The 13,978-nt window shown below is 63.5% G+C and carries 7 protein-coding genes; 3 read left to right on the top strand and 4 right to left on the bottom strand.

Going from position 1 to position 13,978, the window contains the following annotated elements; genetic code table 11:
- Positions 1–42 precede the first annotated feature (42 nt).
- Both K8U03_16200 and K8U03_16195 read right to left on the bottom strand, forming a co-directional pair.
- The gene (locus tag K8U03_16200; protein ID MCE9606437.1) at positions 43–1,707 is read right to left on the bottom strand and encodes a cytochrome c family protein; all 1,665 of its coding nucleotides are present in this window, start codon (positions 1,705–1,707) and stop codon (positions 43–45) included.
- Positions 1,708–1,709: 2 nt separating this feature from the next.
- Entirely contained in the window at positions 1,710–3,389 is a 1,680-nt protein-coding gene (locus K8U03_16195) for a cytochrome c family protein (GenBank protein MCE9606436.1), read from the bottom strand.
- 259 nt (positions 3,390–3,648) lie between these two features.
- Between K8U03_16195 and K8U03_16190 the strand changes: the two genes are divergently transcribed.
- On the top strand, positions 3,649–5,544 hold the full coding sequence (locus tag K8U03_16190) for an adenylate/guanylate cyclase domain-containing protein (GenBank protein ID MCE9606435.1): 1,896 nt from the start codon (positions 3,649–3,651) through the stop codon (positions 5,542–5,544).
- Between the two features lie 25 nt (positions 5,545–5,569).
- On the opposite strand, the gene K8U03_16185 is transcribed toward K8U03_16190, so the two are convergent.
- A complete protein-coding gene (locus K8U03_16185; protein MCE9606434.1) occupies positions 5,570–7,735 on the bottom strand; it encodes a TolC family protein in 2,166 nt (721 codons plus the stop codon).
- A 224-nt stretch (positions 7,736–7,959) separates the two neighbouring features.
- Positions 7,960–8,643, bottom strand: a complete 684-nt coding sequence (locus K8U03_16180; protein MCE9606433.1) for a hypothetical protein — start codon at positions 8,641–8,643, stop codon at positions 7,960–7,962.
- A gap of 256 nt (positions 8,644–8,899) precedes the next feature.
- Between K8U03_16180 and K8U03_16175 the strand changes: the two genes are divergently transcribed.
- Together K8U03_16175 and K8U03_16170 are read left to right on the top strand one after the other, a co-directional pair.
- Complete coding sequence (locus K8U03_16175) at positions 8,900–10,897, top strand: efflux RND transporter periplasmic adaptor subunit (protein MCE9606432.1); 1,998 nt, start codon at positions 8,900–8,902, stop codon at positions 10,895–10,897.
- Between the two features lie 45 nt (positions 10,898–10,942).
- The gene (locus K8U03_16170) at positions 10,943–13,162 is read left to right on the top strand and encodes a hypothetical protein (protein ID MCE9606431.1); all 2,220 of its coding nucleotides are present in this window, start codon (positions 10,943–10,945) and stop codon (positions 13,160–13,162) included.
- Positions 13,163–13,978 lie beyond the last annotated feature (816 nt).

Raw genomic sequence — 13,978 nt, 5'->3', positions numbered from 1 at the left:
CGAGCGGCAAACTTTCAAGACGCAACCACGAACCGCTTCCGCTTACGGAGCCGGCGCGAGGGCCGCTTGGAGCTCCGCCAAGCGCCGGCGAAACGACGGTTCGTCGAACCGGAATGCCGCGTCGAGCGATTGGCTCCCTAAGCCGAACAATGCCGCACTATACGGAATCGGAGTCGGCTTAGGAACGTCCGGGCCTTTCGGTTTCGCTTGCTTAACCGGAAACTCCAGGCATAAATCGGCGTCGAACGCCCCGACTGCCCGCTCGATCCGTTCCAGCGTCGCCGTGGAAGGGACCGAGGTGCCGGAAGCCGAGCCCTTCAACTCGCGCACGATGGTCTTCGCCGACCACGCGAGTTGCCGAGCCTCTTCATAGTCGATCGGCCGACTCAGCCCGACGGCGCAGATCGCATCGAGATACTTGACCGCCGCGGCCCGATCGAGCGGACGACTCTCGAACGCCGCGAGGTCGGCATCGAGCCGAGCCGCGACCGTTGCGGCCGCTGCGCGCACTTCCTGCGCTCGCCCGAACGGGTTGCGGCTCAAGGCCTCTTGCAGCGGCTTCAACACCGGCTCGGCGTTGCGCTCGAGGCCCGTCCCGCGCATCGCGACTTCATACAACGTGGTCGGCCACTCGCGCAACATCGGTCGACCAGGCGCGGCCGACGGCGATCGATCGCGGCTCGGTCTGTCGGCGGCGAGCTCATGATGGCACGACGCGCAATTGAAGAACGCCAGCTCGGGCCATTGAGCGCGATGCACGTCGCCGGCAGGTTTCGCTCCGGCGGCCGGCTGCGCAGCCCAGGTGGCTTCGTCGAGAATCAGTTGCACTTGCATGCGCAGCGCGACGATCGCGGAGGTGAACACCGAGCGCGTCCGATAGAAATCCTCGGCGCGATACCAATCTTGGTGCGACTCGGGCGAGCTCTTGATCTTCTCTTCGAGCAAGAGGCCGTGATAAGGCATCGCGGCGGCGAATGTCTCGACCTCGAAGTTCTGTAGCGGCGGATGACCGGCAGCGTACATATCGTGCGTGAGGATCTTCCCTTCGCTGCTGCTTCCCAAATGGCACGAGAGGCAAATCTGGGCCCGCGACCTCGGATGGCGAATGTCGAGCAAGCCGAGGGCGTATTTATCGTCGCTGCTCTTCTTCCACCAGTTGTCGTCTTTCTCGTTAGCGGCCCGATGCGCCGTCTCCCAATTCTGCGCCGGGCCGTGGCAAGCTTGGCAACTCACTCCGTGCTTCGTCAGCGCATCGCGTGGAGCCGAGAGCTCCGGCGGTTGCGCTGCGCGCTCCGTGATCCGCTGATGGCCGCTGTGGCAATTCAAGCAGCGGGTACTCTTCGCCACATCGTATCCGAGCAACTCTCCCATCACCTTCGCGCGCGGCGTCGTCAGCGAGTTCGCGGCTTGGCTATGGAAATCGAGCTCGCGCCAACGGGCCGTTTCGACCAACGTGACGCGCTTCAGAGTCCCGCGCTCCTTGTACATCTCGGCCTGATTCGGATCGGTCGCCTGATGGCAACTGAAGCAACTCACCTGCGGATCCAAAAACGTCGCGGCTCCGTTGGGGGTCGCGAGATACTTCGGATCGAACGCTTTCTTCGCGGGCTCCGCAGCCGATGCCGACGGCGCGACCGCAGCGCTAAGCCCACAGCACGCGAGTGCCGCCGTAAGCATGATCGAAAAAAAGCGCGACGGCTTGAACACGACTAAGCCCCCTTCCGAGCGGAGGCCGAAAGCTTCTCGAAGAGCCCTTGCACGAGCTCTCGATCGTAAGTCGTCGGGCTGTTGAAGCGCCGCTCGCCCGGCTGATCGAAGCGGAGCGCGTTGAAGAGTTGCTTGAGAATTCGGCCTGCTTCGTCGTCGGCCTTATCGAGCGGAAGCCCGGCGACGGCGCGCTGCGCCCGATACAGCGCGACGGCCCCCAAATAGGCTTGCGTCGCTTCGTCCCAGGAGAGCGTGCCCGTTGCGGCTGCTTGCGCGACGTCGGCGAGTGTTTGCGCGAGTTGCTCTCGCGAGACATCTGCCGGCGCATTGCCGAGCGCTTCGGCGGCGGCTTCGATTTTCGTCGCGCAGGTGCGCATCGTTCGGCTCAGCTCGCGCAGTTCCGTTTCCGCAACGAAAGGGTTCGACGCTTGCCGGAGCAAGGCGCGCAGTTCCGCCGTCTCGGGATTCTCTTTCAAGCCGAGCGATTGCGTCGTGTGCCAAGAGTTCCAGGTCCCCCATAGCTGCCGGCCGAGCGGTGCGTCGGACCCTTTCGCTCGAGCAAGGGCCGAGTTTTGTTGCGCGGTCGGCTCTGCGTTCGCGCCGCTGCGCAGCGCATGATGACAACGGAAGCAGGCGAACTCCGAGAACTCCGGCCAAGGGGCATGCGCCGCACCCGGCTGCAAATCGAGATTCGCCGCAGCCCGCTCGGCCGACAAGCGCAAAGCAGCCGCTGCGGAAACGAGTTGGCCGACGGCCCAGCTGCGCCGCTCGCGGTCGGCTCGCGCGACCGGCTCTTGCGGCAGCGACCAGTGACGCGGCATGCGGGCCTTATAGGCCGCGAACTCGAAATTCAACGCCGGGTGTCCGGCGGCGATCATGTCGTGGTTCATGTCCCGAACGTCGGAGCCGCTCCGCTCGCCGACATGGCAGCGGACGCACGTTTGCGCCTGCACGGCGAGGTTGTCGGTGTCGAGCATGCCGAGCTCGGCGAGGCGGTGTTTTTCTTGCTGGGCGTCGTCGGCGGATGTCGGCGAGGCGGGGTTCGTGCGCAGTAAGAAATGTTCGCCGAGCCATTTACGCGCGCCGCCGTGGCACGACTCGCAACTCACGCCGTCGGTCGCTTGCGACCAGCGCGCCGACTCTCGCGCCGCTGCGCGAGGATCGGCCTGCGCGTTCGCCGCGACGGTCGCGTCGTGATCTTCTTGAGGATACGTCGTCGCGTGGCAACTGACGCAGCGCCGGTCGTGGTAAGGGGCGACCGGTCGATCGGCGGGAAGACGATCTAACTTTCTCACGATCGACGCCGCCGCGCTGCCGCGCAACGTCTGATACGCGCGGGCATGCGGATCGGCCGTCGCCCAGACGACATACGCGCTGCGCCACCAGAGCGAGTCGGTCTGCGCGTAGCTGAGATCGACCTTCGTGCCGCCGTGGCACCCGCTCGCCGCGCAGGAGCTGACGCCGATGAAGCGGAGATCGTCGGGAGTGCGCGGCCCGTCGGAGCGGTCTTCGCCGGCCGACTTGTTCGGCTCCAGTTGAATGATCGGCAGAGTTTCGGGAGCGGTCTTCTGCGAAGTCGCATCGCCGGCCGGAGTTTGCGCCCAGATGGCTCCCACGGCCATGACGAACGCCGCGCCGGCCGCCGAAGCAACAATCAACGGCAGGTACGACGACCGCGCCATGTTTTGCTCCGGGATAAGGACGTGCGAAAACTCGCGGCCTCGCTGGACGCCGAACGCTCCATTCGAGGCCGGAACCGGTTCGTTCCAAGTCTGTTCCGACGATGCAGCGCGTCATCTTAATCGGCTAAAACCATCACCGCTAGCTGATTGAATTTGCCGCCGAACGGATAAAATTCGGGAAATTTACATTTAAGTTTGTTCCCGAGCGACAACCCCATCGGCTCCGAGGACCATCGTCGGGCTCGTTTTCTGCGCCGACATGAATAGAATCGAGCGCTTACCCGATCCGGTTCGATCCGTCGAACGAGACTTTCCGAGGTGCAGCATCGCCGACAAGTTCTATGTCGTAGTCTCACGGCTCGACGTACCGCTTCATCCTCGCGAAGTTTTCGACGAGCCGGTCGAGCTCGGCCGGCAGAACCAGCCGCGCGCCGGTGAAGTCGAACCGATCTTCGCGAAGATCAGGGCCGAAGGCCGGCTGCGATTCGTCCTCTGCCGAGGCAACGAAGAGACCCACATCCATCGCCGGCACCTGCGCCTCGAATGCACCGGGCCGTCGATGATCCGCGTGACGAACATCGGCCCGCAGAACCCGATCGGTATTCAAGGACATGAGTCGCTCGCGACGCAGCAGACCGGGGAATATCGACTTCCCATCACGTTGCAACTGTGCGACATCTCGATCCAAGTCTCGGGCGAAGCCAAGGAGATTTTCGAGAGCCTGACCTATCGCAGCTTCGCGCCTCGCTCGAAGCTTTCCGGCACGCGCATCACGACCATTCCGGCGATCGCTCCGCTCCCGACCGGCGAGTTGGAAAATCTCGGCCGCTGGTTGGAAGCGGTGCTCGAAGTGCTGCAAAGCGCGACGGGCAAAACACAGTTCTACGAGCAAGCGGCCCGCGCGCTCGTCGAGCTGGCGGGTCTCGATCACGGGGCCGTGCTGATGAAGGTCGACGACCAATGGGTGATGCATTGCTGCTATCCGCCGCAGTCGGAAAACGCGCGCGAATCGTGGACGCCGAGCCGCAGCATGCTCAAGCACATGGAAGAGACGATGACCGCGATCGGCGAGATCTTCGGCAACGAAGCGGACATGCTGAACAGCGTTACGGGGATTCGGCAACTCATCGCCGCGCCGATCATCAGTCGCGACGGCGTAATCAAAGGCGCGCTCTACGGCGAACGTCGCAGCGTCGGCGCGACGAAAACTTCCGTCTATGAGCTCCTGGCCGTGAAGCTGCTGGCCGGCGGAGTCGCCAACGGCATCGCGCGGCTGGAGATCGAAGAAGAAGCCGCCGCCGCGCATAAGATGCTCGAGACGTTCTTCACCAAGGAATTGGCCGACGAATTGATGTCGAACGCCAAGCTGCTCGAAGGGAAAGACACCGAGGTAACGCTCCTCTTCGCCGACGTCAAAGCCTTCAGCACGATCACGGAGCGCCTCGGCGCGCAGGCCACGATGCGCTGGATGAACGACGTCTTGACGGTTCTTTCCGAGTGTGTGCTGCAGCATGGCGGAGTCGTGATCGACTTCATCGGCGATGAATTGTTCGCGATGTTCGGTGCGCCGAAGCACCAGCCCGACCATGCGATGCGCGCGTGCCGCGCGGCCGTGGCGATGTCGCGGGCGATGGCCTCGATCGACGAACGTTGGCAGGCGATCATCGCGCAACGCACCCAACTCTCGATCGGCATCAACTCCGGCACCAGCCGCGTCGGCAACACCGGCTCCGATCAGCGCTTCAAATACGGCGCGCTCGGGCCCGACGTGAATCTCGCCAGCCGCGTGCGCGGAGCGACGAAATACTTGCGCACGGATCTGATCGTCACCGATTCGACGATGGCACAACTCGGCGAAGAGTTTCGCTCGCGCAGGCTGTGCCGCGTGAAAGTCATCAACATCGAACGGCCGGTCGATCTGTTCGAGATCTTCGTCGACCCGCCCGAGAGCTGGCAGAAGCTTAAGACGCGCTACGAACATGCGCTCTATCTATTCGAGTCGCAAGATTTCATGCAGTCGTCGCGCGAGCTCGGACAGTTGTTCACGATGTTCGCCGAAGACGGACCGAGCCTGCAATTGCTGTCGCGCGCGGTGACGTGCCTGGTGAACCCGGACGCCGACCGCGATCCTGTCTGGCGGCTCCCCGGCAAGTAGCCGAGACTTCGTTAAGCAACGGCTATTAAGGAAGCGGCGAACGCGGGAACGTCGGACCAGGAGGCAGATTCATCGGCACGGGCGGAGCAGCAGGCATCGTCGTCGGAAGCGGAACCTGCTCGGTCGGCACCGGCGCGCCGTTCGGCGAAGTGCCCATTCCTGAAGCCGCAGTTCCCGGAGTAGCCGTTCCTGAAGTAACACTTTCCGAGATCACGGTCGCTCCCGGTTCGAGAACCAGCTCTCCCGCTTCCGCAGGCAGCTGCGGTCGACCTTGCGATACGATCGTCGGACGATTGAACGTGTAGTTCAACTCCACGGCTCGACGCCGATCGGCTTCATGGCTCCGCGCGTCGCCGTAGGCCTTCTCGGGCCACGGCCCTTCGGCCATCGCAATCTGATTGTGCTTCAGCAGCGTGCCGCGCTCGAAGTGAACGTTCTTCAGCGCGATGGCGTAGTCGCACAGCGCGCGATAGTAAGCGGCATCGGCATCGGCCAAGCGACGACGCGAATCGGAGAGCTCGGCCGTGCTCGTCGCATCGGCTTCGTAAGCGGCGCGCGCGGCGTCGACTTGCTGCGCCGCAGCCGTACGGCGGTTGTAGTGCGTGCGCACGAGAGTGAACGTCCGATCGACATCGCCGACCGCGGTGGAAAGATCATGCGCGATCTGGCGCTCTTGATCGCGGAGCACGGCCCGCTCGCGCGACAGTTGCAGCTCGGCGTTTCTTACGGCCGAGAAGCCTTGCCGGAATCCGAGCGGCGCTTGCAGCTGCATCCCGAGTTGCCATTCTTGGAAATTGCCGTCGAACATATTTCCCACGGCGTCGGCGAACTGCGGTTGGTTGCCGTAGGCCAAGAGATCGTTGCCGAACCCGCGCCAACGATATTTGCCGATCGCATCGAGCCGAGGCAACAGAAAGTTGCGGGCCGCGACGAGTTCCAACTCGCGACGACGGACGAGCCACTTCTGGCGGCGCAGCTCGACGCGCGTCGCCAGCGCTTCATAAAGAATCTCTTGCCAATCGTAAACGATCTCCGCGTTCGGCGGCTCGTCGATCGGCCGAAGCAAGCGCTGACTTTGCGTGAGGTTGCCGATCAGCGCGCGCAGACGTCGTTCGGCGGCGAACACGCCGCCGGCTCCGCGAAACACGCCGCCGCCGCTTCCGCTGCCCGACAACGAGCCGCGCCCCGGCGAACCGCTCTGCGCGTCTTCGACCGCGGCTTGCAGCATGAAGAACTGCTCTCGGGCGAGCGCTTCCTTGCCCGCTTCGCCGCCCGGCGTGTTGGCGACGTACTTCGCATGGATCGAGCGCCAGTGTTCGAGTGCGCCGTTGCGCGCCGCGATCTTCGCGTCGAGATCGCGATAGGCGAAGTACAGATCCCAATACGCGTTTTCGATTTCGCTCACGGCGTTGCGCAACGAAGCTTCGAAGTCGGCGATGCTGATGTCCGTGTTGATCCGCGCGATCAGCACGCCGTTGGTTAGAAACAGACCCGGCGTGGCGCTCGGGCCGGCGATCCGATTGAATTCGATGCCTCCGCCTTGCAACAACGGATGCCGAAACTCGGCCTCGACGTTCGTGTCCCACGCGCTGGGAAAAGTATTCGACGGGACGTTGTTCGCTTCGTAGTTCGTGTTGTTGCGCACGGCGAACTGCGTACCGGTCGCGGCGACTTTCGAGAGCTGCGTTTGAAAGGTCCCGGTATCGCCGTGGAAGAGGGTCGTGCCGGTGCCGAGAAACACGTTGTTCAGCGCCCGATCGTTCTTCGACCAAAACACGCTCTGCGAAAGTTGCGCATCGAACGCGCTGAGCGCTCCTTCGACTCCGTAGCGCGGATCGCTTTCGCGAATCGCCGCCTCGTAGATCGTGCGGCTTCCGGTCGGGTTGGTGACGACGGTACCGCCGAGATCGCGCAGCACTTGGCTGTTCCACAGGGCGCTTTGAATCGCCTCTTGCAGCGTGATGTCCCAATACTCTTGAAAGATCGGCGAATCGATCTTATGCGGCGGCGGCGTGGCGAGCGCTTCGCTCACTTGCGGCTCGACGACGTTCGGGTATTCGATCGTCGTCGCGACTCGATTGAACTGGTTGAACGGAGCCTCGCGCCCGGACCAACTCTGCCGCCCGCAGCCGGCGCAGAGCACGGCTAACGAAACGACGATAGCGAGTTGCGTCCGATAGGGTCGCATCATGCGGGGCCGAAGCCGCTCTTGATTCGCATGGCTGCCGGGCAGCAGCGGTCGAAGAGCGACGCTCCAGTTTAAGTAATCGTTACAAGCGTTAAAGTTTGCCAATCGTCATAACTATCGGACGGCATCCCCCCAATCATTAGTGGAAAACGCGCGCGCCGGAAATCGCGTGCGCAGGCAATGCCGGCGACAGCCGAAGATGCGTTCGTAAAACCGTGCGCGAGGCGCTACGGAATGATGAAGACCGCGCCGGTGATCGCCGCCGCTTCGACGGCCGCGGCATCGAGCCGCAACGGTGGTCGATACCCGAGGTTCGGCGCCGGCGAACCGGGCCGGCAATAGCCGAGCATATAGATGCACTCGCGCGGACGATGCACCACCATCTGATAAGGGATCAGCGGCACCGAAGCGAAGAACCGCGCTCCGGAGATCACCGGCTGAAACACCGGACAAGCCGAGTTGCCGTAGCGCTCCAGATTCAGGTCTTCCAAGTAGGAAGGCCGATGCGCGAGGCCCGACGCCGCCCAAGCAAACTCGTACGTCATCCAAGGTCGCGTGTCGATCCACTCCGGGCCGACATCGGCCGTGGCATGTCGGTCGTTCGCCCCGTCGGTCGGCATCGCGCCGCCGCCGGGCAAGCTCGTGTCGATCACGACTTCCGAGATCGGGCGAAGCTGGTTCTTCGGTGCCGCCGGCGCCGTAGACATGGGAGCCGTCGTGAGAGCGTAAGGAGTGCCCGACGACAACGCTTCTTGTGGCGGCGCGTACGGAACGAAGTCGGCGTTCGACGGCGAGCCGAGTTCTCGTTCCGCGCCGCCGGCGCTTGCCGTCGTGAGTGCGAGTGCCGGCACCAAGAGCGCGTGCGCGAACGCACGGCCGATCGTCTTGCGCAAAGTGGATTCGATCCTCATCCTCGAATACCCCGGATCGCCCGAGTTCCACGCATGCGAAGCGCATGCTTGGCCGTCGCGAGGCGACTCTCCTTTTTGCTTCGGCGTTTCCGGAACCAATTCTGAGTCTATTCGTTGTAACGATTAGGCAACTCCCTGCCTCGCCGCCGTGCGGCAGCACGGGACCGGCCGAAGCGGCGTCGTCGCAGAATCTCGAACCGGTTACAATTCCGGCTTCGGCGTTTCGCTTTTCCGTTCCCCACTGCCGCGACCACGCATGTCGGTCCCCTTTACCGCCGTCGCACCGGAGCCAACGCCGGGAAAACTGCCGGCGGTGCTGCTGTCGTTGCGCGGCATTGCGGAACGAGACATCGATGCACGCACCTTCTATGTCGAGTGGCTCACAACCCTCTGCAGCTCGACCTCGGCCCTGGCCGGACGCTGTTGGACGATCAACCGGCAAGGGATATGGGAACCGATCGCCGCAGCCGGCCGAGCCGACGGCCTGCCCGAATTGCCCACCGAGCGGCTCGAAGAACTGCGCCGCTCGGGCCAGCCGATCCTCGCGCTCGCGGAGCCCGCTGCGGAATCGGCCGAAGCATGCTCCGAGGTCTGGTGTCCGTTGTCGGTCGCCGGCGAATTGCGCGGCGCGGTCGTCGTCGTATTTGCCGTCGCCAGCGCGGCGGCTCGGCAAGGTTGCGCGAAGTTCGTCGTCGAAGCGAGCGAATCGGTCGAGCGCTTTCATTTGCTGCACGATCGTCGTGAGGCGTTGCGCAGCAGCGAACGGAAAGATCGCGAGCTCGCGCTGACCGGAGCGCTCCGGCAGTCGCTCGATCTGAAATCGACGACCGCCACGATTGCGAACGACGGGCGATTGTTCCTCGGCTCCGATCGCTTGGCGGTGCTGATTCGCCGGGGCCGAAAGTTTCACGTCGCCGCAGTGAGCGGACAGACCGAGCTGGCCCGACGCGCCGGCGCCGTGCGCGCGTTGCGCGAACTCGCCACGACCTGCGCGCCGTTTCGCGACACGATCACGTATCCGAATCCCACCGCGAAGTGCGACGCCTCGTTCGCCGCCGCGCTGGCCCGCTACGTCGACGAGCATTTCGTCAAACGCTTCGTCTTCGTCCCGCTCATCGCCCTGCCGACGTTGCCAGAGCAGGAGCGGGAAAGGCAAGCGACCGTTTCGCAAGGGGAATGGCTCGGGGCACTGATCGTCGAATACTTCGGCGAGAGCACGCCGATCGCCGAGGAAGCGGCAAGAATCGAACTGCTCGCGCGCTCCGCGACCGCGGCGCTCCGCAGCTCGCGACAGTATTACTCGTTGTTCTTGTTGCCGGTCTGGCGCTGTTTGGGAGCGTGTTGGCAAGCGTGCTTCGGACCCGGCAAGGTGTTGCGAACGGCCGCGATCGTCGCGCTCGTAGCCGCCGGCTGCGGCGCGCTGTTGTTCACGACGAGCGAGTTCACGACCTACTGTCGCGGACACTTGCAGCCGGTCGAACAGCGGCGCGTCTTCGCTCCGCTCGACGGTGTGATTCGGAAACTGTTGGTGAAGCACGGCGATCACGTGCGCGCAGGCCAAGCGTTGATCGAGCTGCAAAATACCGATCTTGAGATCGCTACGGCCGAGCTCCAAGGTCGGCGCACCTCCGCCTTCGAGCAATCGCTGGCTGCCGAGCGGGCCCTGTTCAACGGCACCGAGCAACTCCCCGCCGCCGAGCGAGCGCGGCTCTCGGGCGAACGGAATCGGCTGCGCGAAGAGATCGCTTCGTTCGATCGGCAACTGCAACTTTACGGCACGAAGCGCTCGGAGCTCGTGATCGCGAGCCCGATCGAAGGCGAAATCACGACTTGGAATGCCGACGATCTGCTGCATGGCAGACCGGTGCGCCAAGGGCAGCAATTGCTCACGGTCGCGGCGGTCGATGGCCCGTGGGAACTCGAGCTCAACGTGCCCGACGATCGGAGCGGCCGGATCGTCGACGCAGCGCGGGCCTCGGCCGAGCCGCTGCGCGTGACCTATAGCCCGGCGGTCGATCCGAGCTTGGTGCGCGAGGCGAAGGTGGTCGAAATTCAAAACTCGGCCGACTTGCACGGTGAGGAAGGGAACGTCGTGTTGGTGCGCGCCGCGATCCGCACCGAAGATCTTCCGCAACGCCGACCCGGCGCGGAAGCGGCCGCGCATGTCCATTGCGGACGCCGCTCGACGGCTTACGTCTGGACTCGCGACGTGCTGGATTTCATTCGGGCCAAAGTTCTGTTCCGCTGGTTCTAATCTATTCATCTTCGTTCGGCGCGCTCCTCTTCCTCGGCTTCGTCCATGTCGACCGTCGGCCGCACTTACGAACGCCCGCTGCATTTGCGATGTCGACGCGATCTCATCATCGTCGAGCAGACGATCGGCACGGAGCTTTACTGGATCATCAAAGATCCGCTGACCTTGCGCTTCGCGCGCCTGCGCGAGTTCGAGTATCTGATTCTGACCGCGCTCGACGGCCGAACGGGCATCGCGGAGCTGGTCGACTTGTTCGAGGCCCGCTTCGCGCCGCAGCGCATTCGACCCGACGAGGTCTCGCGGTTCGTGTCGTCGTTGCATCAGCTCGACTTCCTCATCTCGGACAGTTCGGGCCAAGGAGACGTGCTCGTCGAGCGCCGGAGCAAGCGCCGGTTCCGTTCGTTTTGGTCGCGGTGGATGAACCCGCTGTCGTTGCGCTTCTCCGTCGTCGATCCGACCGGCCCGTTCGACCTGCTGCTGCCGTTCGCGCGGTGGATCTTCTCGCCGCTTGCCGCGGCCGCGGCTGCTCTCCTGTTCGTCGCAGCCGCGGTTGCGCTCGCTTTGCAATGGACGAAGTTCACCTCGCAATTGCCCCACGCGCAAGAACTGTTCACGCCGAGCAACGTGTTGTTCGTCGGAGCCGTGCTCGCGGGCGTGAAGGTGCTGCATGAATTCGGGCACGGTCTCGCTTGCCGACGCTTCGGCGGCGAATGTCGCGACTTGGGAGTGATGCTGTTGATCTTCACTCCCTGTTTATATTGCGATGTGACGGACGCTTGGCGCTTCCAAAGCCGTTGGAAAAGAATCGCCGTGGCAGCGGCCGGAATGTACTTCGAGTTTATCCTCGCCGCGATCGCCGCGCTGATCTGGTCGACCGCCGAGCCGGGCTTGTTAAGTCGTGTTTGCCTGACGGTGATCGTCGTCGCGTCGGTCGGGACATTGTTCTTCAACGGCAACCCCCTCATGCGATACGACGGCTACTATATTCTCAGCGACCTCGTTGAAGTGCCGAACCTGTCGCAGCGCTCGGCGTCGGCCTTCCGTCAACTATTACTGCGAGCTCTCTTCGGAAAAGACGCGCCGCTCGATCCGCTGGCGCCGCTCGGGCGGCAGCGTTGGTACTTGCTCTATGCCGTGGCTTCGACCCTTTATCGTTGGGGCCTGACGATCGCGATCGTGCTGATGCTCGTTGCGGCGGCGCGTCCTTATCGCTTGGAGAACTTGTCGCGAGCCGTCGGAATAGTCATGATCGGATCGATCGCAACGGCCACGATCCTCTATCTTCGACAAATGCTTCCCGCCGCGACGAAACGTGACCGTATGAAGCCCGCTCGCATCACACTGATCGCCGCCGCCTCCTTTCTACTATTGGCGTTGATCTTCTTCGTGCCCGTTCGGCACTCCGTGTTGGGGCCGATGGAGTTGCAGTTGAAGAACGCCGAGCAGTTGTACGTCGAGATTCCCGGCCGGATCGCGGCGCTGCCGGCGAGCTACGGTTCCCGCCTCGCAGCCGGCGCGCCGATCGTGCGACTCGAAAACCACGAGCTCGAGCTCGACATCGAACGACTCTCCGCGAAATGCGAACGCTTGCGCATCGACCTGGCGACATTGAAGCGCGAAGCGTTCGACAACGCCGGCGCGTCGGGCTCGATTCCGCAATCGGAGAAGCTGTTGGCCTCGATCGAGCAACAGCTGCGCGACAAGCGGCAAGACCGCGACCGGCTCGTCCCCGTCGCTCACCGCGCAGGGACTTTGTATCCTCCTCCCGCGCAGCCGAGCTCGCATTCGCCGGACGAGCTCGCCGCGTGGACCGGTCGGCCGCTCGATCCGACGAATCTCGGCGGTACGTTGGAAGTCGGCACGCCGCTGGGGAGCGTGGGCGATCCGCACCGTTGGCAAGCCGCGATCGTGTTGGATCAAGAAGACGTCGACTTCGTCCGCCCGAACGATCGCGTCGAAATTCTGCTCGACGCACTTCCCGAGGAAACGCTGCATGGCACGGTCGCCGAGATCGCGCTCGGCGAACTGCGCGAAAGCCCGCGCCGGCTCTCGAATAAATCGGGCGGCGAGTTAGCGACCAAAGCGGAGTCGGGCACGACGGAAGCGCCGGCTTCGACGTCGTATTTGGTACGCGTCGATCTCGACGATCCGGAAGGACGGTTCCGCCAAGGCTGGCGCGGCACGGCCCGAGTTCGCGTGGCGCCGAAGCCGCTCGGGTCGCGCTGGTTAAGAAGCCTGAGCCGCACATTTCATTTCGATTGGTAAAGCGCAGCCAAAGTAGCAGGCACGTTCCACGTGCCGTAGCCACGTGCGTCGTTCGAGCGCGACGTACGATCGCGACACGTCCAGCTCCGTTCAATAGCCCCGGATGCATATCCGGGGCCACACCGCAACGATCGTTCCGTATCGTTCGTGGCGGACGGAACGTGGAACGTGCCTGCTACTTAAACAAAGCACGGCCGTGATCGCGCTTGCTTGCGACTTGAAAAAACATTCGTGCGTCGTCGCCCGAGCGGGCCGGGCATCTTGTCAAACGATTCTCTGCGCAGAGCATTCCGCCCGAACCGGCTTGCTTCGCGGGAAGCAAGGCTGGCTCGCGCGACGACGCACCGGACGACACCCAAGGCAGCGAAGCGTTCTCTGCGATGTTGCAACCTCGCAGAGAACGTCGTGCAAATTCGATCCGCGTTGGTTGTCGTTTTGCGTTTCATCCACGAACGCGCAACGACCGAGGATCGCGATGCGTGATCATTCGCCGAAGCAAACCTTCACGCACCGCAGGCCGGAAAGAGACATCAAGCGATCGTCTTCACAACAATCGTTCGATCGACCATCGTCGCGCGGGACCGAGCTTAGCGCTCGATTCATTCCAGCCCCGACGGCGACAAGCGGCGCGGCCGAAGCTAAAAATTCCCCATCGCAATTCGTCGTCACTTGTCTCACATAGACCAGCAACGTGTCGAAACCTACCGGAGGTCGGAGTCTCGTCTCCTCACGCGGTTCAACATCGCACGACGCGCGGCGAACTTCAACGCGAAGAATTGGGCCAAAGTAGCAGGCACGTTCCACGTGCCGTCCGCC

This window comes from Planctomycetia bacterium (assembly GCA_021413845.1).
In the GTDB taxonomy this organism is placed as follows: Bacteria; Planctomycetota; Planctomycetia; order Pirellulales; family PNKZ01; genus PNKZ01.
Note: the sequence above shows the minus strand (reverse complement) of the source record. Positions and strands in the feature narration are given on the sequence as shown.

Coding starts and splice junctions, on each gene's coding strand:
- K8U03_16180 (MCE9606433.1), bottom strand. CDS start 8,643: ATGAGGATCGAATCCACTTTGCGCAAGACGATCGGCCGTGCGTTCGCG.
- K8U03_16170 (MCE9606431.1), top strand. CDS start 10,943: ATGTCGACCGTCGGCCGCACTTACGAACGCCCGCTGCATTTGCGATGT.
- K8U03_16175 (MCE9606432.1), top strand. CDS start 8,900: ATGTCGGTCCCCTTTACCGCCGTCGCACCGGAGCCAACGCCGGGAAAA.
- K8U03_16185 (MCE9606434.1), bottom strand. CDS start 7,735: ATGATGCGACCCTATCGGACGCAACTCGCTATCGTCGTTTCGTTAGCC.
- K8U03_16195 (MCE9606436.1), bottom strand. CDS start 3,389: ATGGCGCGGTCGTCGTACCTGCCGTTGATTGTTGCTTCGGCGGCCGGC.
- K8U03_16190 (MCE9606435.1), top strand. CDS start 3,649: ATGAATAGAATCGAGCGCTTACCCGATCCGGTTCGATCCGTCGAACGA.